Annotated in this window: 17 protein-coding genes; 16 read left to right on the forward strand and 1 reads right to left on the reverse strand. The window is 65.7% G+C overall.

Going from position 1 to position 21658, the window contains the following annotated elements:
• The first annotated feature begins 258 nt into the window (after positions 1-258).
• The 3 genes from HIR79_RS02210 to HIR79_RS02220 all read left to right on the forward strand — a co-directional run bounded on the left by HIR79_RS02210 (position 259) and on the right by HIR79_RS02220 (position 4096).
• A complete protein-coding gene (locus HIR79_RS02210; protein WP_169956485.1) occupies positions 259-1467 on the forward strand; it encodes a M24 family metallopeptidase in 1209 nt (402 codons plus the stop codon).
• A 155-nt stretch (positions 1468-1622) separates the two neighbouring features.
• A complete protein-coding gene (locus HIR79_RS02215) occupies positions 1623-2381 on the forward strand; it encodes a creatininase (RefSeq protein WP_169956487.1) in 759 nt (252 codons plus the stop codon).
• 173 nt (positions 2382-2554) lie between these two features.
• Positions 2555-4096 carry a BCCT family transporter gene (locus tag HIR79_RS02220; RefSeq protein ID WP_502708670.1) on the forward strand — a complete coding sequence of 514 codons (1542 nt, stop codon included), beginning with the start codon at positions 2555-2557 and terminating at the stop codon, positions 4094-4096.
• 194 nt (positions 4097-4290) lie between these two features.
• Here the strand turns inward: HIR79_RS02220 and HIR79_RS02225 are convergent, their stop codons facing one another.
• Positions 4291-5154, reverse strand: coding sequence for a LysR family transcriptional regulator (locus tag HIR79_RS02225; protein ID WP_162899923.1), 864 nt, complete (start codon positions 5152-5154; stop codon positions 4291-4293).
• Between the two features lie 268 nt (positions 5155-5422).
• On the opposite strand from HIR79_RS02225, the gene HIR79_RS02230 reads away from it, so the two are divergent.
• The 13 genes from HIR79_RS02230 to hutU all read left to right on the forward strand — a co-directional run bounded on the left by HIR79_RS02230 (position 5423) and on the right by hutU (position 21650).
• Positions 5423-6874 carry a sodium:solute symporter family protein gene (locus HIR79_RS02230; RefSeq protein ID WP_169956491.1) on the forward strand — a complete coding sequence of 484 codons (1452 nt, stop codon included), beginning with the start codon at positions 5423-5425 and terminating at the stop codon, positions 6872-6874.
• A 215-nt stretch (positions 6875-7089) separates the two neighbouring features.
• The gene (gene glyA / locus HIR79_RS02235) at positions 7090-8394 is read left to right on the forward strand and encodes a serine hydroxymethyltransferase (protein ID WP_169956493.1); all 1305 of its coding nucleotides are present in this window, start codon (positions 7090-7092) and stop codon (positions 8392-8394) included.
• A 49-nt stretch (positions 8395-8443) separates the two neighbouring features.
• Positions 8444-9694 carry a sarcosine oxidase subunit beta family protein gene (locus tag HIR79_RS02240; RefSeq protein ID WP_169956495.1) on the forward strand — a complete coding sequence of 417 codons (1251 nt, stop codon included), beginning with the start codon at positions 8444-8446 and terminating at the stop codon, positions 9692-9694.
• Between the two features lie 165 nt (positions 9695-9859).
• Complete coding sequence (locus HIR79_RS02245) at positions 9860-10228, forward strand: sarcosine oxidase subunit delta (protein WP_169956497.1); 369 nt, start codon at positions 9860-9862, stop codon at positions 10226-10228.
• Positions 10225-13275, forward strand: coding sequence for a sarcosine oxidase subunit alpha family protein (locus HIR79_RS02250; RefSeq protein WP_169956499.1), 3051 nt, complete (start codon positions 10225-10227; stop codon positions 13273-13275). Before HIR79_RS02245 ends, HIR79_RS02250 begins: the two co-directional genes overlap by 4 nt.
• Positions 13268-13936, forward strand: a complete 669-nt coding sequence (locus HIR79_RS02255) for a sarcosine oxidase subunit gamma (RefSeq protein WP_169956501.1) — start codon at positions 13268-13270, stop codon at positions 13934-13936. The genes HIR79_RS02250 and HIR79_RS02255 overlap by 8 nt, the downstream gene beginning before the upstream one ends.
• A 14-nt stretch (positions 13937-13950) precedes the next feature.
• Positions 13951-14295: a cupin domain-containing protein gene (locus tag HIR79_RS02260; RefSeq protein WP_119021306.1), complete on the forward strand. Its 345-nt coding sequence runs from the start codon at positions 13951-13953 to the stop codon at positions 14293-14295.
• 54 nt (positions 14296-14349) lie between these two features.
• The gene (purU, locus tag HIR79_RS02265) at positions 14350-15216 is read left to right on the forward strand and encodes a formyltetrahydrofolate deformylase (RefSeq protein ID WP_169956503.1); all 867 of its coding nucleotides are present in this window, start codon (positions 14350-14352) and stop codon (positions 15214-15216) included.
• A 37-nt stretch (positions 15217-15253) separates the two neighbouring features.
• On the forward strand, positions 15254-16633 hold the full coding sequence (locus tag HIR79_RS02270) for an L-serine ammonia-lyase (protein ID WP_169956505.1): 1380 nt from the start codon (positions 15254-15256) through the stop codon (positions 16631-16633).
• A gap of 80 nt (positions 16634-16713) precedes the next feature.
• Positions 16714-17430, forward strand: coding sequence for a histidine utilization transcriptional repressor HutC (hutC, locus tag HIR79_RS02275; protein WP_169956507.1), 717 nt, complete (start codon positions 16714-16716; stop codon positions 17428-17430).
• A 320-nt stretch (positions 17431-17750) separates the two neighbouring features.
• A complete protein-coding gene (hutI, locus tag HIR79_RS02280) occupies positions 17751-18965 on the forward strand; it encodes an imidazolonepropionase (protein WP_169956509.1) in 1215 nt (404 codons plus the stop codon).
• Positions 18955-19917, forward strand: a complete 963-nt coding sequence (gene hutG / locus HIR79_RS02285; RefSeq protein WP_169956511.1) for a formimidoylglutamase — start codon at positions 18955-18957, stop codon at positions 19915-19917. The genes hutI and hutG overlap by 11 nt, the downstream gene beginning before the upstream one ends.
• A 53-nt stretch (positions 19918-19970) precedes the next feature.
• On the forward strand, positions 19971-21650 hold the full coding sequence (hutU, locus tag HIR79_RS02290) for a urocanate hydratase (RefSeq protein WP_169956513.1): 1680 nt from the start codon (positions 19971-19973) through the stop codon (positions 21648-21650).
• Positions 21651-21658 lie beyond the last annotated feature (8 nt).

The raw sequence follows: 21658 nt of genomic DNA on the forward strand, positions 1-21658 counted from the left end.
GCGCGGCGCGCCCTGCGTCTCCACCCTGGAAGGCATTGCGTAAGTAAGGCCAACGCATTGTTCAGGCTCGGTATTTCGTCCACCAATGCGGCCATTTGCACTTGTCATTGGTCGCGCGGAGAGCGCCTGGCCATAGTCGTTCTCACCAGCAGGACTCTGCGGGATATGACAAGCGAAGGGCACAGCGGCCGACGTCAAGAAGCCGGATACGCCCGGGCTGGTCAAGGCGATACCCTTGAACAATGAGGAGACAACAAGATGAAACTGCCGTCACTGATCGAGATCCCCAATGGCGACAAGGTGGTGCCGACCTTCTCGGATGCCGAGATGCAGGGGCGCCTCTCGCGCCTGCGCCAGACCATGGCCGCGCATGACATCGATGCCGTGGTGCTGACCTCCTACCACAACATCAACTACTTCAGCGATTTCGTTTACTGCAAGTTCGGGCGCGACTACGGCCTGGTGGTCACCCAGGATCGCTTCACCACGGTGACGGCCAACATCGACGGCGGCCAGCCCTATCGCCGCAATCGCCTCGGCGACAACATCGTCTACACCGACTGGCAGAAGGACAACTTCTTCAAGGCCGTGAAGCAGCTCTGCGAAGGCAAGCGGCGAGTGGGCGTCGAGTTCGACCACCTGACCCTGCAGAACCAGCAGAAGCTGATGGCTGCCCTGGGCGACGTGGAGCTGGTGGATATCGGCGTGCCCACCATGAAGCTGCGCATGGTCAAGTCCGCCGAGGAGATCGCGCTGATTCGCCAGGGCGCGCGTATCGCCGACGTGGGCGGTGTCGCCGTGCGCGATGCCATCCATGCCGGGGTGCCGGAGTATGAGGTGTCGCTGGCCGGCCAGGCGGCGATGGTGCGCGAGATCGCCAAGACCTACCCCAACAGCGAGCTGATGGATACCTGGGTCTGGTTCCAGTCCGGCATCAACACCGACGGCGCCCACAACCCGGTGACCAGCCGCCGCGTGCAGCCCGGTGACATCCTCAGCCTGAATACCTTCCCGATGATCTCGGGCTACTACACCGCCCTGGAGCGCACCCTGTTCCTCGGCCATGCCTCCGACGAGCACCTGCGCCTGTGGGAGGTGAACTGCGAGGTCCATCGCCGAGGACAGGAGCTGATCAAGCCCGGCGTGCGCTGCTGCGACATCGCCAACGAGCTCAACGAGATCTTCGCCAAGCACGACCTGCTGCAGTACCGCACCTTCGGCTACGGCCACTCCTTCGGCACCCTGAGCCACTACTACGGCCGCGAGGCGGGCCTCGAGCTGCGCGAGGACATCGAGACGGTGCTCGAACCCAACATGGTCGTCTCCATGGAGCCGATGATCATGGTGCCGGAAGGCCGCCCGGGAGCCGGTGGCTACCGCGAGCACGACATCCTGGTGGTCAACGAGCACGGGGCCGAGAACATCACCGGCTTCCCGTACGGTCCGGAGCATAATATCATCAAGTAATTTCCATCCAGGGGGGGCTCATGCTCCCCCTTTTTTGGTGTACCGGACCTCGCTTCTTGCTGCCATATTTCATGATTTATTTATGCGCTTATGTTCTATGGCGGCGCGAAGATATCGAGATTGGCTAAGGCAGTACGGCGGTGGCAGGAGTCGAAATGAAGAGCGTAAAGATCGAAAACCTGGACTGGGTGACCTACAAGGAGCTGACCGAGAGCGGAAAAAGCAGGATCATTCTTCCGATCGGGGCCATCGAACAGCATGGCCCTCATATGTCGCTGAATCCCGATGTGCTGATTCCCAGCCATATCGGCGAGCAGGTGGCGGCGCGCGGCGACAACATGCTGGTGGCACCGCCGATCAGCTACGGCTACAAGTCACAGATCAAGTCCGGTGGCGGCAACTTCTTCCCGGGAACGACCTGCGTTTCCGCCAGCTCCCTGGAACACTATGTCTTCGATGTGCTCCAGGCCTATGTGAATCATGGCAATCGGGAATTCATCCTGATCAATGGGCATTTCGAGAACTCCATGTGCCTGTGTGAGGCGGCCGACAAGCTGGTGAATAAGTGCAAATCCGAGGGTATCGGCGTCAAGGTCTACCTGCTCTCCTACTGGGATTTCATCAGCGAAGCGACGATTGCGAAGGTCTTCCCCGATGGCTTTACCGGCTGGGCGGTCGAGCATGGCGGGGTGCTGGAAACCTCGATCATGCTGAAGATTCATCCGGAGCTGGTCGACATGTCCAAGGCCGTCGATGTGGAACCAGCGACCTTCCCCCCCTACGATGTCTTCCCGCCCGATCCCTCCTGGGTGGCGCCCTCCGGCACCCTCTCGTCACCGCTGAAAGCCACGGCGGAAAAGGGGGAATTGATCCTGGATGAGTGCATATCGGGAATCCTGTCGCACTTGAACTGATTCACTGGCCATATGCCTCGAGCACTCCTCGGGGCCTTGATGTCAGGGACGATGCCCAATACAAGAATAGTGAGGTATCAAGATGCCCAAGAAAGAACCGGTAACGATCCCGCGATTCACGGGACGCGACCTGCCCCCCCATCGGCAGGCTGGTCATTCAATTCACTCCTCCCATCGCCATCATTGCGCTCATCGTGATGGTGCTGAGCAAGCCGGACGGCGTCGCCTCGGTCATCTTCGACATGCGAACGTATGTCACTGGCGGCTTCACCTGGCTGTTCATCCTCTATTCGCTGTTTGCCGTGGCGGTATGTGCCTGGCTGGCGTTCAGCAAGCTCGGCAGGCAGGTCAGGCTTGGCGGTCCCGGTGCGAAGCCGGAGTACAGCAACTTCGCCTGGTACTCCATGCTGTTCGCCTGCGGGCAGGGCATCGGCCTGATCTTCTGGTCCGTGGCCCAGCCGATCATGCTGCGCGACGCAAGTCCGGTCATCCAGTCGATGGAGGGTAACGTGGCGGGGGGCGGCCTGGTCTGGGCCTACTTCCACTGGGGCTTCACCGCCTGGGCCATGTATTGCGTCGTGGCGGTATGCCTGGCCTACTCCCATCACAACTTGGGCAAGACCCTGACGTTCCGCGAGGCGACCGTCGACCTCCTGCCGCGCTGGGCCCGGGGCGGTGCCGGCGTGGTTATCGAGCTGCTGGCGATCATGGCCACCATCCTCGGCCTCTCCACCTCCTTCGCCTTTGCGGCGATGCAGTTCACCGCGGGGCTGACGTCCTTCACCGGCCTGGCTTCCAGTCCCTCCATCTGGCTGTTCGTCATCGTGGGGCTGGGGACCGCCGCCGCCATCTCGGCCTTCTTCGGCATCAGTCGAGGGATGCGCCTGATCAGCGAAACGAACTCGATCCTGAGTGTCGTGCTGGTGGTGGCCGCCTTCATCTTCGGGCCGACGCTGTTCATCATCTCCAATATCACGCAGACCTTCGGCTCCTATTTCGCCAACTTCGTTCCGATGAGCTTCTGGACCGATGCACCGAGCACGGCGGAGCCGCTGACCTCCTGGCAGCAGAGCTGGAATGGCTGGTGGACCGTGTTCATCTGGTGCTGGGTGATCGCCTTCTCGCCCTTCGTTGCCGGCTTCATCGCGCGTATCTCCCGGGGGCGCACGCTGCGTGAATTCGTGATCGGTGTGACCGTGATCCCCTCCCTGATCGTCATGGTATGGATCGGCGTGCTGGGGTCTGCGGCCATCTACTACGATGATCGCTCTGGCCGTGGAATATCGGCGGCGGTGAACGAGAACGTCGCCAGCGGACTGTTCGCAATGCTGGAGTCGATTCCGGTTGTCGGCAGCCTGCTGCTGGTGGTCGCGACGGTGCTGGTGGCGACCTACTACGTGACCTCCCTGGATGCCGGTACCTACGCGCTCGCCGACTTTGTCTCGGCCCCGAAGCGCGCGGGCGCCTGGTTCCGGGTCGTCCTGGTGCTCAGCATCGGCGCGGTGGCGACGGTCTTGCTGACCCTGGGCGGCAGCGGCGTCGTCGACACGGTGCAGACCGGCACTATCATCGGCGCCTTCCCCTTCTCGATCGTGATCCTGCTGATGATCATCAACACGATTCGGCGGCTGCTCAACCGAGACCGCTCGACCAAGGAGCTGGAGAAGGCGGTGAACAACCCCGACCCCAACCTGGTGCTGAAGGTCGATGACTAAGGCGAGATGCAGACCGTGAGCGACGGCGGCCTGCAGCCGAGTGGGGCCGGCTTGCGATAGCGCTTCGGCCCGATGGATAGCGGCGTCGCGCGAGAAGGAGGCGGCGCCTCCTGAAGAGGGGCCCGGCAGCCGACAAGGCTGCCGGGCCCCTTGCGTGATGGCGCCTGGGGGCTCAGCGAGCCGGTGCGGCCGGGCTAGATATTGGCCAGCCCCGAACGCAGGAAGTCGAGCACATGGCGAGAGGCGACGTTGAGCTCGCGCTCCTTGTAGTAGAGGCCGATGCAGACCCGCTCGAGTTCCGGCAGGTCCCGGGTGCTGCTGGCGTGCTTCAGGTTCTCGGGAATCACCGACCGGGCCATCGCCGTGATCCCCAGGCCCTCCTCGACGGCGGAGAAGATCCCCAGCAGGCTGGTGCTCGTGTACATGAAGCGGAAGGGGTGCTTCTGCCCCTGCAGGGCCTCCTCCATGATGGAGCGATAGACGCACCCCTGGGGGTAGGCGATCAACGGGATGGGGTCATCATCGCCATTGACGAGCCGGCTGTCCTTGTAGACCCACTCCAGGCTTTCCAGCCGATAGTCGCGCGCATCCCTGTCCTCATTCGGCTTGGCGCGCTCCATTGCCAGGGCGATATCATAGTGCCCCTTCTGGTAGCGCTGCAGTATCACCTTGCTGATCTCGCAGTCGACCTCGATGATGATATTGGGGTAGACCCGCGACAGATTTCTCAGCGCCTTGGGCAAGAAGGCCAGCTCGAAATCGTTGGGAATTCCGAGCCTGACTTTCCCCGAAACATGGTCGCCACGGACCTTGGCGATGATCTGGTCATTGATCTCCAGGATCTGGCGTGCGGCCTCGTAGAGATACTCCCCATCTTCGGTGAGTTCGAGGCTGGAACCCCGCAGGAATATCTTGGTGTTGAGAATCTCTTCGAGCTTCTTGATCTGCAGGCTGATGGCCGGCTGTGAGCGGCCGAGAAGCTCGCCCGCGCTGGTAAAGCCGCCCAGATCCTTGATGGTGACGAAGGTTCTCAGCAGGTCGGTGGGGATATTTGTCATGGTTATGCCATTTTGATCTTTTATGAGGCCATTGAGCATACAAATTGGCGGGTTATCAGGGCGTAAAATACCTTGATGATGCCGCAAGCGGCAACCCACTAGCCCCGCATCGAGGGCCGGATCAAGAACAAGAGGGTGTGCAGATGAATTCCTGGGTATTGAGCACTTTTCTGGTGCTTACCTGCTATATGTTGATCCATGCTGGTGCAGCCTACCTCCGCAGGGAGCTGAAGCGTAAATCCGCTGAAAGCTCATTGAGGAGGTGATCATGGATGCCTACAAGCTGTTCAACTGGGGGCTGTTGATCCTCACCTTCGGTCTGCTGATCTATCTCGGCTTCCTCTCGTCGAAATACATGAACAAGAGTGACGAGGGTGGCTTCCTGGTGGCCGGACGATCGCTGGGGGCCTTCGTGGCGGCCGGCACCATCGTGGCCACCGGCTTCAGCGGCTGGGGCTTCATGGGCTCGCCCGGCGTCACCTACCAGTTCGGTGCCATCGAGGTGCTGGGCAACTTCTTCTTCGCCCCCGCCATGATGATCGCCGTGCTCTATTTCGCCCGCTTCCTGCAGCGTCGGGCCCTCGAGATGGGCAGCAACACCATTCCCGAGTATATCGCCCAGAGCCATGGCGGCGGTGCCATGGGGCGGGTGCTCCAGGGTGTGGCCGGGTTCATCACCATCCTGCTGCTGATGGTGTTCCTGACCAGCCAGATAAAGGCGGTGGGGCTGCTCGGTGCCAGCTGGCTGGGAATCGAGCTCAACCAGAGCGCCTTCCTGATGGTCTCGGTCATCATCATCTACACCATGCTCGGTGGCCTGGCCGCCGTCGCCTGGACCGATACGGTCATGGTTTGCGGCATGGCCCTGGCCGCGATCATCATTGTGGTACAGATGCTCACCTCGATGGATTTGGGAACCTGGGAGTCGTCGTTGAATGCCATCGATCCGGAATTACTCAATCCCACGACTGGCGCCCACTATGGAGACTCCATCGGTACCGTCTTTCTGGTACTGCCCTACGCTTTCCTGTTCGCCGCTGTGCTGCCCTACATGGCGGTACGATTTCTGGCGATGAAGCCGGACGTCAAGCTGCACAAGGTGGGCATCTATGTGGCCATCCTCGGTGCACTGCTCAGCCTTGTACCGCTTGTTGGCCTTTATGTCAGAGTGCATGTGCCGGATCTGGCCGATCCTGATATGGCGATGCCGGTCTACCTTGAGCAGTTCATGCACCCGGCGATCCAGGGGGTGATTACGCTGTTCATCATCTTCGCCATGAAGTCCACCGCCAACTCGCTGCTGCATACGGTGGCCTCGGCGACCTCCCATGACCTGCGCCTGTCGCTGTTCGGTACGGTCTCCAGCGAACGCCTGGCGTTGACGATCAACCGGGCGGCGGTGGTGGTACTGGGCCTGGTCGCCTTGTTGATGATGCTCTATGCCCCGCCCTTCATGCTCTCCTGGCTGGGAATCCTCGGCTCCGGCACCCTGCTGGCCAGCATGATCGGCCCGGTGTTCATCTCCACCTTCTGGCAGGGCAGCGCCTGGGGGGCACTCAGTGCCATGCTGGTGGGCTTCTTCACCAGCGGCTACATGATGCTGTTCGCCGATGTGGGCTGGCTGATCGGTCCGCTGACCGGATGTGCCGTCTCCTCGGCCTGCTATGTGGGCATCTCCCTGCTGACCAGGCGACCCGGCTATCACCGGCAAGTCGCGTGAGATAGCTGCGAGGTTGATCGGAGGCATGGCCACGCCCGCACGCTGCTGCGGGCGTGGCCTTGTTGTGTCTGGCGCTGGGTTTCCCTTGGACTGAGGAGGGGAGAATCTCCCCCCTTATCCCGACATTTGCCCTTCAAATTGGTTCTTGGACGCCTTGGAAAATAGATTGCTGGCATGGGGCATTTACCGTGATCCAACAATTAAAGGAGTCCTCCATGAACCACGCCACGCTTTCCGCCTTCGATTCCCAGGTCGCCGCCGCCATCGCCGATGAGGTGGTGCGCCAGGAGGCGCACGTCGAGCTGATCGCTTCCGAGAACTACGCCAGCCGGGCGGTGATGGAGGCCCAGGGCACCCAGCTGACCAACAAGTACGCCGAGGGCTACCCGGGCAAGCGCTACTACGGCGGCTGCGAGCACGTCGACGTGGTCGAGCAGCTGGCCATCGATCGCGCCTGCGACCTGTTCGGCGCCGACTACGCCAACGTCCAGCCCCACTCCGGTGCCCAGGCCAACGCCGCGGCCTTCATGGCCCTGGTCAAGCCGGGCGACACCATCCTCGGCATGAGCCTGGCCCATGGCGGCCACCTGACCCACGGCGCGGCGCCGAACTTCTCCGGCAAGCACTACCACGCGGTGCAGTACGGCCTGAACCCCGAGACCGGCGAGATCGACTACGAAGAGGTCGAGCGCCTGGCGCGCAGCCACAAGCCCAAGCTGATCATCGCCGGTTTCTCCGCCTATGCGCGGGTGGTGGACTGGCGGCGCTTCCGCGCCATCGCCGACGAGGTGGGCGCCTGGTTCATGGTCGACATGGCCCACGTGGCGGGCCTGGTCGCTGCCGGCCTCTACCCGAGCCCGCTGCCCCACGCCCACGTGGTCACCACCACCACCCACAAGACCCTGCGCGGCCCCCGCGGCGGCCTGATCCTCTCCGCCCACGGCGATGCGGACCTCTACAAGAAGCTCAATGGCGCGGTCTTCCCGGGCCAGCAGGGCGGTCCGCTGATGCACGTCATCGCCGCCAAGGCGGTGGCCTTCAAGGAGGCCATGAGCCAGGCGTTCGTGCAGTACCAGCAGCGGGTGATCGACAACGCCCGGGCCATGGCCGGGGTGTTCGTGGAGCGCGGCTATGACGTCGTCTCCGGCGGCACCGACGACCACCTCTTCCTGGTTTCGCTGATCAAGCAGGGTGTGACCGGCAAGGACGCCGACGCGGCGCTGGGCCGCGCCCATATCACCGTCAACAAGAACGCCGTGCCCAACGACCCCCAGAGCCCCTTCGTCACCTCCGGCCTGCGCATCGGCACCCCGGCGGTGACCACCCGCGGCTTCGACGCGGCCGAGTGCACCGAGCTGGCCGGCTGGATCTGCGACATCCTCGATGTGCTGGCCGAGCAGCGCAACAGCGATGCCGTGGAGGCCGAGGTGCGCGAGAAGGTAGCCGCGCTCTGCGAGCGCCATCCAGTCTACGCCGCCGCCTCCAGCGCCGCCCCGGAACGCGAAACCGCCACCGCCTGAACCCCGTGGAATCGGCCCCGTTCGGCGGGGCCGGTCGAGGAGAGACGAGATGCAACGCTATTCAGGATTCGGGCTGGCCAAGCACGCGCTCAGCCACCATGAGAACTGGGAGCGCCAGTGGCGCAATCCCACGCCGAAGAAGCAGTACGACGTGATCATCGTCGGCGGCGGCGGCCACGGCCTGGCCACCGCCTACTACCTGGCCAAGGAGCACGGCATCACCAACGTGGCGGTGGTCGAGAAGGGCTGGCTGGGCGGCGGCAACACCGCCCGCAATACCACCATCGTGCGCTCGAACTACCTGTGGGACGAGTCGGCGGCCCTCTACGAGCACGCCATGAAGCTGTGGGAGGGGCTCTCCCAGGACCTCAACTACAACGTCATGTTCTCCCAGCGCGGCGTGATGAACCTGGGCCACACCCTGCAGGACATGCGTGACATCCAGCGCCGGGTCAACGCCAACCGCCTGAACGGCATCGACGGCGAGGTGCTCACCCCGGCGCAGATCCAGGAGATCGTGCCGATCATGGACTGCTCGAAGAATGCCCGCTACCCGATCCTCGGCGCCTCCTGGCAGCCGCGGGCCGGCGTGGCGCGCCACGACGCCGTGGCCTGGGGCTATGCCCGGGCCGCCGACGCCCTCGGCGTCGACCTGCTGCAGAACACCGAGGTCACCGGCTTCAAGATCCGCGACGGCCGCGTCTACGGGGTGCACACCAACCGCGGCGACATCGAGGCGAAGACCGTGGGCTGCGTGGCGGCGGGCAACTCCGGCGTGCTCGCCGGGATGGCCGGCTTCCGACTGCCGCTCGAGTCCCACCCGCTGCAGGCTCTGGTCTCCGAGCCGCTCAAGCCGATTCTCGATACGGTGGTGATGTCCAACCACGTGCACGGCTACATCAGCCAGACCGACAAGGGCGACCTGGTGATCGGCGCCGGCATCGACGGCTACAACGGCTACGGCCAGCGCGGCAGCTACCCCACCGTGGAACACACCCTGCAGGCCATCGTCGAGATGTTCCCGATCTTCTCCCGGGTGCGCATGAACCGCCAGTGGGGCGGCATCGTCGACACCTGCCCGGACGCCTGCCCGATCCTCTCCGCCACGCCGGTGAAGGGGCTCTTCTTCAACTGCGGCTGGGGCACCGGCGGCTTCAAGGCCACCCCCGGCTCCGGCCACGTGTTCGCCTGGACCCTGGCCAAGAACCAGGCTCATCCCCTCGCGGCGCCGTTCTCCATCGACCGTTTCCACACCGGTGCCTTGGTCGACGAGCACGGCGCAGCCGGCGTGGCCCACTAACTTCTGCGAGCTGCGCCACGCGATGGCAGCGTTGTTCGACTCATCGGAGTCCTCATGTACCCACCCCGTACACTGCGGCTCCTCTTTCGTCGAACGCCTTGCCCTCACGCGGCTCGCTGACGCAGAAGCTCACAGCTTCTATCCCGATTACGGGGGGAATAAAAAATGTTTCTCATCTACTGCCCCTACTGCGAAGAGCACCGCGAGGAAGAGGAGTTTCGTCCCAAGGGCCAGGCGCACATCGCGCGCCCCGCGGAGCCCGAGGCCTGCTCCGACAAGGAGTGGGGTGACTACCTCTTCTTCCGTGACAATCCGCGCGGCATTCACCACGAGCTGTGGGTGCACGCCGTCGGCTGTCGCAAGTTCTTCAACATCACGCGTAATACCGTGAGCTACGAGATCCTCGAGAGCTACAAGGTCGGCGAGCGGCCGCGCTTCACCGCCGAGCATCCCGATGGCCGGCCGACCGAGGCCGCCGAGAGCGTCGCCCCCAGGGCGGAAGTGGTCGAGCGCAAGGAAGGAGTCAAGGCATGAGCCAGTCGTCCAATCAGCCGAATCGCCTCAACGAGGGCGGGCGCATCGATCGCTCCCGCCGGCTTACCTTCACCTTCAACGGCAAGCGCTATCAGGGCTATGCCGGTGACACCCTGGCCTCGGCGCTGCTTGCCAACGGGGTAGATATCGTCAACCGCAGCTTCAAGTATTCACGCGCCCGGGGCATCGTCGCCGCCGGCGCCGAGGAGCCCAATGCGCTGGTCCAGCTGGGCAGCAGCGAGGCGGCCCAGGTGCCCAACGTGCGCGCCACCCAGCAGGCGCTGTTCGACGGCCTGGTGGCGCGCAGCACCAACGGCTGGCCCAACGTCCAGCGCGACGCCATGAGCCTGGTGGGCAAGCTGGGCGGTCGCTTCATGCCGCCGGGCTTCTACTACAAGACCTTCATGGCCCCGGCCTCCATGTGGATGACCTATGAGAAGTTCATCCGCAAGGGCGCGGGCCTGGGCCGCAGCCCCATGGAGTCCGACCCGGATACCTATGACCACCTCAACCAGCACTGCGACCTGCTGGTGATCGGCGCCGGCCCCGCTGGCCTTGCCGCGGCGCTGACCGCCGCGCGCGGCGGCGCCCTGGTGATCCTCTGTGACGAACAGGAGGAGCTGGGCGGCTCGCTGCTGGACAGCCGCGAGCTGCTCGACCATCAGCCCGCCGCCCAGTGGGTGCAGCGCGTGGTAGAGGAGCTCGCCGGGCTCGACAACGTCACCCTGCTGCCGCGCACCACCGCCAACGGCTACCACGACCATCATTTTGTGACCCTGCACGAGCGGCGCACCGAGCACCTCGGCGAGACCGCGCCGCTGGTCGACGGCGTCCGGCCCTCTCGGTCGCGGATGCATCGCGTGCGCGCCGGCCAGGTGCTGCTGGCCACCGGTGCCCACGAGCGGCCGCTGGTCTACGCCGGCAACGACGTGCCGGGCAACCTGCTGGCCGGCGCCGTCTCCACCTATATCCGCCGCTACGGCGTGGTGCCGGGCAACAAGCTGGTGCTCTCCACCAGCAACGATCATGCCTATCGCGCCGCCCTGGACTGGGATGACGCCGGCCGCGAGGTGGTGGCCATCGTCGACGCCCGACAGGCACCGGACGGCGAGCTGGTGGAGCAGGCCCGCGCCCGCGGCATTCGCATCATCGAAGGCGCCGCGGTGATCGAGGCCAAGGGTGGCAGCCGCGTCAGCGGTGCCCGGGTGGCCACCATCGATGCCCAGGCCTTCAAGGTCACCGGCCAGGCCGAGACCCTGGCCTGCGACACCATCGCCAGCTCCGGCGGCTACAGCCCGGTGATCCACCTGGCCTCCCACACCGGTGCCCGGCCGACCTGGAACGACGAGATCCTCGGCTTCGTGCCCAGCCTGGTGAAGGGCGTGCACGCCGCCGGCAGCGCCCGGGGGATCCACGACCTGGCCGAGGGGCTGGCCGACGGCGTGGCCAGGGCGTGCGAGGCGCTGGCCGCGCTGGGCCGCACGGCCCAGGCCATCGCGCTGCCCCAGGTCGACGCCCGCCGCGAGGGCAAGGCCTGTGCGCTCTACCAGGTGCCCCACGAGAAGCCCACCCTGCGTGCGCCCAAGCAGTTCGTCGACCTGCAGAACGATGTCACCGCGGCGGCCATCGAACTGGCCACCCGCGAGGGCTTCGAGTCCATCGAGCACGTCAAGCGCTACACCGCCATGGGCTTCGGCACCGACCAGGGCAAGCTCGGCAACATCAACGGCATGGCCATCGCCGCGCGCTGCCTGAACAGGTCGATCCCCGAGGTGGGCACCACGGTGTTCCGGCCCAACTACACCCCGGTGACCTTCGGCGCCATCGCCGGCCGCCACTGCCGTGACCTCTTCGACCCCGAGCGCTACACCGCCCTGCACCAGTGGCACGTGGAGAACGGCGCCGAGTTCGAGGACGTGGGCCAGTGGAAGCGCCCCTGGTACTTCCCGAAGAGCGTGAACGGCAAGCAGGAGACCATGCATGAGGCGGTGGCCCGCGAGTGCCTGGCAGTACGCGAGAAGGTCGGCATCCTCGACGCCTCGACGCTTGGCAAGATCGACATCCAGGGGCCGGACGCCCGCGAGTTCCTGAGCCGCATCTATACCAACAAGTGGGAGAAGCTGGCCGTCGGCAAGTGCCGCTACGGGCTGATGTGTCGCGACGACGGCATGCTGATGGACGACGGCACCACCAGCTGCCTGGGCGAGAACCACTTCCTGATGACCACCACCACCGGCGGCGCCGCGGGCGTGATGGAGTGGCTGGAGCTGTGGCACCAGACCGAGTGGCCCGAGCTTGACGTCACCTTCACCTCGGTGACCGACCACTGGGCGACCATGACGGTGACCGGGCCCGAGGCGCGCAAGCTCCTTGCCGAGATCACCGACATCGATCTCGATCGCGACAGCTTCAAGTTCATGGACTGGCGCGAGGGCAGGGTGGCCGACGTGCCGGCGCGGGTCTTCCGCATCTCCTTCACCGGCGAGCTCGCCTACGAGATCAACGTTCAGGCCAACTACGCCCTGCACGTCTGGAAGACGCTGTTCAAGCACGGCGAGAAGTACGGCCTGACCCCCTATGGCACCGAGACCATGCATGTCCTGCGCGCCGAAAAGGGCTTCATCATCGCCGGCCAGGAGAGCGACGGCTCGGTGACCCCGGAGGATCTCGGCATGCAGTGGGCCGTCGGCTACGACAAGCCCTATTCCTGGGTGGGCAAGCGGGCGCTGTCGCGCTCGGATACCCGGCGAGCCGACCGCAAGCAGCTGGTGGGCCTCAAGCCGAAGGACCCGGCGGTGGTGCTGGAGGAGGGCGCCCAGATCGTCTTCGACCCGGATCACGCCATCCCCATGCCCATGGTGGGCCACGTGACCTCGAGCTACTACAGCCCGACCCTGAAGAGCGGCTTTGCACTGGCCGTGGTCAAGGGCGGCCACTCGCGGATGGGCGAGACCGTCTACCTGCCCATGGCCGACGGCAAGACCCACGCCGCCGAAATCGTCAGCCCGATCTTTGTCGATCCCAAGGGAGAGCGCCAGCATGTCTGAGCAAACTGCCACCTGGTTCAACCTCTACGACGCGCGCCCCGAGACCGAGGTGCCGGCGGAGTCCCCGCTGGCCTGGTCCTACCACAGGACCGGCCGCCCGGCGGTCAGCCAGAAGAGCCGCGTGGTGCTGCGCGAGCGCGCCATGCTGGGTCACCTGATCCTGCGCGGCGGGGCCATCGTCATCGACGAGGCCGTCCGCCAGGTGCTCGGCTTCGGCCTGCCGGGGCGCCCCAATACCCTGGCCCATGACGACGGCGGCGAGCGCTCGATCCAGTGGCTCTCCCCCGACGAGTGGCTCCTGATCGTGCCCGGCGGCGAGGAGTTTGCTCTGGAGGGAAGGCTGCGCGAGGCCCTGGGCGACGCCCGCGATACCTCTGTCAAAAACTACGCCATCGTCAACGTCAGCGGCGGCCAGACCCTGCTCGAGCTCGAGGGCGAGATGGCCCGGGAGCTTCTGATGAAGTCGACGCCCTACGACGTCCACCCGGATGCCTTCCCGGTGGGTAAGGGCGTCACCACGGTGTTCGCCAAGGCCAACCTGATCCTGCGCCGCCCCAGCGAGGAACGCTGGGAGCTGGTGCTGCGGCGCAGCTTCGCCGACTACTGCTACCGCTGGATCCTGGATGCGGGCAGCGAATACGCCATCGGCGTTGAACGTTGAGAAGAGGAAGGATGATGACCAACAAGATCAAGCTGCTGCGTGACGCCCAGCCGGATGTGCTGCTGGACGCCAGCTCCTGGGAGAAGCTCTCCGGCGACCCCCACACCGTCAACCTCAATGCCTATGCGTCCGAAGACGGCACCAAGACGATGGGCACCTGGATCTGCACGCCGGGTAGGTGGGCGGTCAACTATACCAAGTGGGAGTACTGCGACTTTCGCGAGGGGTACTGCGTGCTCACGCCGGAGGGTGGCGAGCCGATTCACCTGAAGGCCGGTGACATCTTCATCGTCGAGCCCGGCTTCAAGGGCACCTGGGAAGTCGTCGAGACCGTTCGCAAGTATTTCGTGTTCGCCTGAGCCAGTGTCGCGCCGAGCCAGACGCTCGGCGCGACAAACAGAGGAGAGAGGATGATGGGGCCCAAGGAAAGCAACTGGATTCTGGTGGCTCAATGTCCGAGCCGACTCGGCACCGTGGACGTGGTGACCCGCTTCCTCAAGGAGAGCCGCTGCTACATCACCGAGCAGCACTCCTTCGATGACCGCCTGAGCGGCGGCTTCTTCATCCGCACCGAGTTCCGTCCCGAGGCGGAAGGGTTCGATCAGGCGGCCTTCGAGGCCGGCTTCGCCGAGCGCGCCGCCGAGTTCGAGATGCACTTCGAGCTGACCGCCCCGGGCACGCGAATGCCGGTGGTGATCATGGTCTCCAGGGCCGATCACTGCCTGAACGACCTGCTCTATCGCTACCGCATCGGCCAGCTGCCGATCGACATTCGCGCCATCGTCTCCAACCACCCGGACCTGGCTCCCCTGGCGGAGTGGCACGGCCTGGCCTACCACCACTTCCCGATCACCGCCGAGACCAAGGCCGAGCAGGAGGCGAAGGTGTGGGCGGTGGTCGAGGAGACCGGCGCCGAGCTGGTGATCCTCGCCCGCTACATGCAGGTACTCTCCAGCGAGATGTGCGAGAGGCTCAGCGGCCGCGCGATCAATATCCACCACTCGCTGCTGCCGGGCTTCAAGGGCGCCAAGCCCTACCACCAGGCCTACGACAAGGGCGTGAAGCTGGTCGGCGCCACCGCCCACTACATCAACGACGACCTCGACGAGGGGCCGATCATCACCCAGGGGGTCGAGCCGGTCAGCCACACCGACTACCCGGAGGACCTGGTGGCCAAGGGGCGCGACATCGAGTGCCTCACCCTGGCCCGGGCGGTGGCCCTGCACGTGGAGCGGCGGGTCTTCCTGCACGCCGGTCGCACCGTGGTCTTCGACCGCTGATCCTGACAACAACAACCGTTTTCGAGAGTGACAAGCCATGCCAATCAGCGTCTTCGATCTGTTCAAGATCGGTGTCGGGCCGTCGAGCTCGCATACCGTGGGGCCCATGCGGGCGGCCCATGATTTCGTCGGCGAACTCAGGGAGCGTGAGCTGCTCGAGCGCGTCTGTCGCCTCGAGGTCCAGCTGTTCGGCTCGCTCTCCGCCACCGGCATCGGCCACGCCACCGACCGGGCGGTGATCATGGGGCTGATGGGCGAGCGGCCCGACCGCATCGACCCCGCCATCATCGCCCCCTGCATCGAGGAGCTGCAGGAGTGTGGCGCCCTGCGACTGGACGGGCGCCACAGCGTGCCCTTCCTGTGGGCCCGCGACATGCAGCTCCATCCCGACAGCCTGCCGCATCACCCCAACGCCATGCGCCTGATCGCCCACGGCCACGCCGGCGAGCTCTATCAGAACACCTACTACTCGGTGGGCGGCGGCTTCGTCATCGACGAGGCCCAGGCCGAGCGGGGCGAGCTCGACAGCGACGCCACGGCGCTGCCCTACAACTTCCAGACCGCCGACGACCTGATGCGCATGTGCCGGGAGAGTGGCCTGCGCATCAGCGAGCTGATGCTGGAGAACGAGAAGGTTTGGCGCAGCGAGGCCGAGGTGCGCGCCGAGCTGTGTCGGATCTGGCAGGCCATGAAGGCCTGCGTGGCCAGGGGGCTGGAGGCCGAGGGGGTGCTGCCCGGCGGCCTCAACGTGCGCCGGCGCGCCCGTTCGCTGCACCAGCGGCTGCTGGCGGCCGAGGAGAGCCCCTCGCTGATCGCCTCGACGCTGTCGGCCATGGACTGGGTCAACCTCTATGCCCTGGCGGTCAACGAGGAGAACGCCGCCGGCGGGCGCATGGTCACCGCCCCCACCAATGGCGCGGCGGGCATCATTCCCGCGGTGCTGCACTACTACATGCAGTTCCAGCCGGATGCCTCCGAACGCGACGTGGTGGACTTCCTGCTCGCCGCCGGCGCGGTGGGGATCCTGTGCAAGAAGAACGCCTCGATCTCCGGCGCCGAGGTGGGCTGCCAGGGCGAGGTGGGCTCCGCCTGCGCCATGGCCGCCGCCGGCCTCGCCGAGGTGATGGGGGGCAGCGTGGGCCAGGTGGAAAACGCCGCCGAGATCGGCCTGGAGCACAACCTGGGGCTGACCTGCGACCCGGTGGGGGGGCTCGTTCAAGTGCCCTGCATCGAGCGCAACGCCATCGCCTCGGTGAAGGCGATCAATGCCGCCCAGATGGCGCTGCGCGGTGACGGCGAGCACTTCATCTCCCTGGACAAGGTGATCCGTACCATGCGCGACACCGGGGCCGACATGCAGGCAAAGTACAAGGAGACCTCGATGGGGGGGCTGGCGGTCAACGCCATCGAGTGTTGAGGGCGGGGCGGGGTGTGTCGTGAGGCAACAGCGGGTAGACTGTTTTTGTATAGACATTAGTCCTGACCCAAGGATGCCTCATGGCCAGCACCCCGCCCCTCTATCAGCAGATCCAGCAGCACCTGCTGGACAAGATCCACAGCGGCGAATGGCAATCGAACCATCAGATCCCCCCGGAAGAGCAGCTGGCTCGTGATTTCGGGGTCAGTCGCATGACCGCCAACAAGGCGATCCGCGACCTGGTGCAGAAGGGCTACCTGACGCGCCAGCCCGGCCTGGGCACCTTCGTGACCGACCGCAAGGCCGAGTCATCGCTGGTCGAGGTGTACAACATCGCCGAGGAGGTGCGCTCACGTGGCCATCGCCACAGCAGTGAGGTGTTGATTCGTGAGGCGATCGAGGCCGATGACGAGGTGGCGCTGCGCCTGGGCGTCCGGCTCGGCAGCCGGGTCTTCCATACCCTGATCATTCATCTCGAGAACGAGGTGCCGATCCAGCTCGAGAGTCGGTTCGTCAATCCGCGCTGGGTGCCGGACTACCTCGAGACCGACTTCACGCGCCACACGCCCAACGAGGTGCTGGTGGCCGCCTGCCCCATCACCGATGTGGAACACATCGTGGAAGCGGTGCTGCCGGACGCCCAGGCGGCGGAGTGGTTGGCCATCGATACGGAAAGTCCCTGCCTGAGCATGATACGGCGGACCTGGTCCGGTGAGCAGCTGATCAGCTACGCGCGCCTTCTCCATCCAGGGAGCCGTTACAAGCTGCGCTCCTCCCTGCACCTCCAGGCCTCCTGAGCTGCGCCTCCAGGCCTCCTGAGCTGCGCCTCCAGGCCTCCTGAGCTCCCCTCCGGTCTTTTGTATATACATATGGACGCCCTCAGCGGGCTCCTCCGCTCCCGGCTGCGTAAGACTTTGGTCGCGATTTCGGGTGCGGGGCGATGACTTTCATGACCGCGCATTAATCATAGCCTTCTGTTTTTTAATGGTTATCAGGAAGGCTGCGCAGGATGCTTCCTGTCGGCAGAGTCAGTGGAGCCGGAGGCCGGGGTGACGAGGGGGCTTTTCGAGGCTAGCCTATCTGTATATACATTGGGTGCCGAGCTCGAGGAGGGCCCATGTCAAACGCGGAAAGGCGACGCCTGTGGCGCGATATCGGTGTCTTCGATGGCCTGTGCACCCTGCCGGAGCCCATGGCCGTCATCATCGAGGGAGACCGCGTGGCCTCCCTGGTGGCGATGCGTGACTTCGATGAGGCCAGCGCCCAGGGCTGCCAGGAGATGGGCCGAGGCGGCGTGATGACGCCCGGGCTGGTGGATTGCCACACCCATCTGGTGTTCGGCGGTTCACGTGCCGATGAGTTCGAGGCGCGCCTGGAGGGTGTCAGCTACGAGGAGATCGCCCGCCGCGGCGGCGGCATCCTCAGCACCGTGACCGCCACCCGTGAGGCCAGCGAGGAGGCGCTTTTCGCCGCCGCCCGGCCGCGCCTCGAGGCGCTGATCGCCGACGGCGTCACCACCGTCGAGATCAAGTCCGGCTACGGCCTGACGGTCGAGGACGAGCTGAAGATGCTGCGGGTGGCGCGCCGCCTGGGCGAGGCACTGCCGGTGCGGGTGGTCACCACCCTGCTGGGCGCCCATGCGCTGCCACCGGAGTACCGGGACGACAGCGACGGCTACATTCGCCTGGTGTGCGAGGAGATGATCCCGGCGGCCGCCGCCGAGGGGCTGGCCGATGCCGTCGATGTGTTCTGCGAGAAGATCGCCTTCTCGGTGGCGCAGTGCCAACGGGTCTTCGAGGCCGCCATGGCGCATGGTCTGCCGATCAAGGCCCACGCCGAACAGCTCTCCAACCTGGGCGGCACTGCCATGGCGGCGCGTCACGGGGCGCTCTCCGCCGACCACATCGAGTACCTCGACGAGGCGGGCATCGCCGCCCTGCGCGAGGCCGGTAGCGTCGCGGTGATCCTGCCGGGGGCCTTCCACATTCTGCGCGAGACGCAGCTACCGCCCATCGCCGCGCTGCGCGAGGCTGGCGTGTCCATGGCGGTGGCCACCGACGCCAACCCGGGCAGCTCGCCGCTGTACATGCCCACCCTGATGCTCAACCTGGCCTGCACCCTGTTCCGCCTGACGCCGCAGGAAGCATTGGCGGGCATGACGGCTCACGGTGCAGCTGCGCTCGGGTTCAAGGGGGAGGGGCGCATCCGGGAAGGCGCGACCGCCGATCTGTGCGTCTGGGATGTCGATACGCCGGCGGCACTGGCCTATGCGGTCCAGCCCGGGCGGCTGCGTCAGCGCCTGTTCCAGGGGGAGCTGACCCATGTCGTCTGATCGCTCAGTTCATCAGGACTTCGACAGCACCCTGTGGCAGGGACGCACCGATCCCGAGCCCGACAGCGAGCGCTGGCACCAGAAGATCCAGCCGCTGACCGAAAACGCCACTCCTGGCTGTGCGCTCATCGGCTTTGCCTGCGATGCCGGTGTGGCGCGTAACCAGGGGCGTGTGGGCGCTGCCGAAGGACCTGCTGCGCTGCGCCGTGCCCTGGCACCGCTGGCCTGGCACCGCCAGGCGCCCGCCTATGACGCCGGCGACGTGTGCTGTGAAGGCGACGCCATGGAAGAGGCCCAGCAGGCCCTGGCCGACCGCCTTGCCTCGCTGCTGGCTGCCAGGCACTTCCCCGTCGTGCTGGGAGGGGGCCACGAAGTGGCCTACGCCAGCTGGTCGGGGCTTGCCCGGCACCTGGTGGCCCGCGGGGAGTCAGCACCGCGAATCGGCATCATCAACCTGGATGCCCATTTCGACCTGCGCGATCCCCGGCATGTGCGCTCCTCGGGGACGCCCTTCGCCCAGATCGCCGACGAGTGCCGGGCCCGCGGCTGGCCCTTCCGCTACGCCTGCCTGGGCGTGAGCCGGGCCGCCAATACCCGGGCGCTGTTCAACCGCGCCGACGAGCTTGGGGTGATGGTGCGTGAGGATCGCGACTTCCAGCCGGCCCGCCTCGATGAGATCCAGCGTGACCTGGAGCGCTTCCTGGTGAGCTGCGACCACCTCTACCTGACCATCGATCTGGACGTGCTGCCGGCCGCCGAGGCCCCCGGGGTGAGTGCCCCGGCCGCCCGTGGCGTATCGCTCGCCCTGATCGAGCCGCTGATCGAGGCCATTCGATACAGCGGCAAGCTGCGCCTGGCCGACCTGGCGGAGCTCAACCCCGGCCGCGATATCGACGGCCGCACCGGCAGGGCGGCAGCTCGCCTGGTGCATCTGCTGACCCTGAATGACTGAGAGCCGATGGCTCCGACCACGACAATCCACCGAGACTCCAGAGGCATTTCGACATGACCCAGCGCGACCCCCGCCACGACCCCTCCCGCAAGATCGTCGCGCCCACCGGTACTGAGCGCAGCTGCAAGAGCTGGCTCACCGAGGCCCCGCTGCGCATGCTGATGAACAACCTGCACCCCGACGTGGCCGAGCGCTCCGAGGACCTGGTGGTGTATGGCGGCATCGGCCGTGCCGCTCGTGACTGGGAGTGCTACGACAAGATCGTCGAGACCCTGCAGCGCCTGGAGGATACCCAGACCCTGCTGGTGCAGTCCGGCAAGCCGGTGGGCGTCTTCGAGACCCACAAGGACGCGCCGCGTGTGCTGATCGCCAACTCCAATCTAGTACCGGCCTGGGCCAACTGGGAGCACTTCAACGAGCTGGATCGCAAGGGCCTGATGATGTACGGCCAGATGACCGCCGGCTCGTGGATCTACATCGGCTCTCAAGGCATCGTGCAGGGCACCTACGAGACCTTCGTCGAGGCGGGTCGCCAGCACTACGACGGCGAGCTCAAGGGACGCTGGATCCTGACCGCCGGTCTCGGTGGCATGGGCGGTGCACAGCCGCTTGCTGCCACCTTGGCCGGTGCCTGTTCACTCAACATCGAATGCCAGCAGTCGAGCCTCGATTTCCGCCTGCGCACTCGCTACCTGGACGAGCAGGCCGAGGACCTGGATGACGCACTCAAACGTATCGAGCGCTACACCGCCGAGGGCAAGGCGATCTCCATCGGCCTGTGCGCCAACGCGGCCGACGTGCTACCCGAGCTGGTCAAGCGTGGCGTCAAGCCGGACATGGTCACCGACCAGACCAGCGCCCACGACCCCCTGCACGGCTACCTGCCCCAGGGCTGGACCTGGGAGGAGTACGTGGCCCGCGGCAAGTCGCAGCCCGAGGCCACCGTCAAGGCCGCGAAGCAGTCCATGGCGGTGCACGTCCAGGCCATGCTCGACTTCCAGAAGATGGGCGTGCCCACCTTCGATTACGGCAACAACATCCGCCAGATGGCGAAGGAAGAGGGTGTCGAGAATGCCTTCGACTTCCCCGGCTTCGTGCCGGCCTACATCCGTCCGCTGTTCTGCCAGGGCATCGGCCCCTTCCGCTGGGCGGCGCTCTCCGGTGATCCGGAGGACATCTACAAGACCGACCAGAAGGTCAAGGAACTGATCCCGGACGATCCGCACCTGCACAACTGGCTCGACATGGCCCGCGAGCGGATCTCGTTCCAGGGCCTGCCGGCGCGCATCTGCTGGGTGGGCCTCAAGGACCGCGCCCGTCTGGGCCAGGCCTTCAACGAGATGGTTGCCAGCGGCGAGCTCAAGGCGCCCGTGGTGATCGGCCGCGATCACCTGGACTCCGGCTCGGTGGCGAGCCCCAACCGCGAGACCGAGGCGATGCAGGATGGCTCCGATGCCGTCTCCGACTGGCCGCTGCTCAACGCCCTGCTCAATACCGCCGGCGGTGCCACCTGGGTCTCGCTGCACCACGGCGGCGGCGTGGGCATGGGCTACTCCCAGCATTCCGGCGTGGTGATCGTCGCCGACGGCAGCGACGACGCCCATGCCCGCCTGGGCCGCGTACTGCGCAACGACCCGGGCACCGGGGTGATGCGCCACGCCGATGCCGGCTACGAGATCGCCAAGGAGTGCGCCCGTGAAAACGGCCTCGATCTTCCGATGCTGAACAACTGACAGGAGAC

Source organism: Halomonas sp. PGE1 (genome assembly GCF_013000985.1).
GTDB lineage: Bacteria > Pseudomonadota > Gammaproteobacteria > Pseudomonadales > Halomonadaceae > Halomonas > Halomonas alkalicola.

Excerpts from the sequence above, each read along its gene's own strand:
- HIR79_RS02210 (WP_169956485.1), top strand. The coding sequence starts at position 259 with ATGAAACTGCCGTCACTGATCGAGATCCCCAATGGCGACAAGGTGGTG.
- HIR79_RS02215 (WP_169956487.1), top strand. The coding sequence starts at position 1,623 with ATGAAGAGCGTAAAGATCGAAAACCTGGACTGGGTGACCTACAAGGAG.
- HIR79_RS02225 (WP_162899923.1), bottom strand. The coding sequence starts at position 5,154 with ATGACAAATATCCCCACCGACCTGCTGAGAACCTTCGTCACCATCAAG.
- HIR79_RS02230 (WP_169956491.1), top strand. The coding sequence starts at position 5,423 with ATGGATGCCTACAAGCTGTTCAACTGGGGGCTGTTGATCCTCACCTTC.
- glyA (WP_169956493.1), top strand. The coding sequence starts at position 7,090 with ATGAACCACGCCACGCTTTCCGCCTTCGATTCCCAGGTCGCCGCCGCC.
- HIR79_RS02240 (WP_169956495.1), top strand. The coding sequence starts at position 8,444 with ATGCAACGCTATTCAGGATTCGGGCTGGCCAAGCACGCGCTCAGCCAC.
- HIR79_RS02245 (WP_169956497.1), top strand. The coding sequence starts at position 9,860 with ATGTTTCTCATCTACTGCCCCTACTGCGAAGAGCACCGCGAGGAAGAG.
- HIR79_RS02250 (WP_169956499.1), top strand. The coding sequence starts at position 10,225 with ATGAGCCAGTCGTCCAATCAGCCGAATCGCCTCAACGAGGGCGGGCGC.
- HIR79_RS02255 (WP_169956501.1), top strand. The coding sequence starts at position 13,268 with ATGTCTGAGCAAACTGCCACCTGGTTCAACCTCTACGACGCGCGCCCC.
- HIR79_RS02260 (WP_119021306.1), top strand. The coding sequence starts at position 13,951 with ATGACCAACAAGATCAAGCTGCTGCGTGACGCCCAGCCGGATGTGCTG.
- purU (WP_169956503.1), top strand. The coding sequence starts at position 14,350 with ATGGGGCCCAAGGAAAGCAACTGGATTCTGGTGGCTCAATGTCCGAGC.
- HIR79_RS02270 (WP_169956505.1), top strand. The coding sequence starts at position 15,254 with ATGCCAATCAGCGTCTTCGATCTGTTCAAGATCGGTGTCGGGCCGTCG.
- hutC (WP_169956507.1), top strand. The coding sequence starts at position 16,714 with ATGGCCAGCACCCCGCCCCTCTATCAGCAGATCCAGCAGCACCTGCTG.
- hutI (WP_169956509.1), top strand. The coding sequence starts at position 17,751 with ATGTCAAACGCGGAAAGGCGACGCCTGTGGCGCGATATCGGTGTCTTC.
- hutG (WP_169956511.1), top strand. The coding sequence starts at position 18,955 with ATGTCGTCTGATCGCTCAGTTCATCAGGACTTCGACAGCACCCTGTGG.
- hutU (WP_169956513.1), top strand. The coding sequence starts at position 19,971 with ATGACCCAGCGCGACCCCCGCCACGACCCCTCCCGCAAGATCGTCGCG.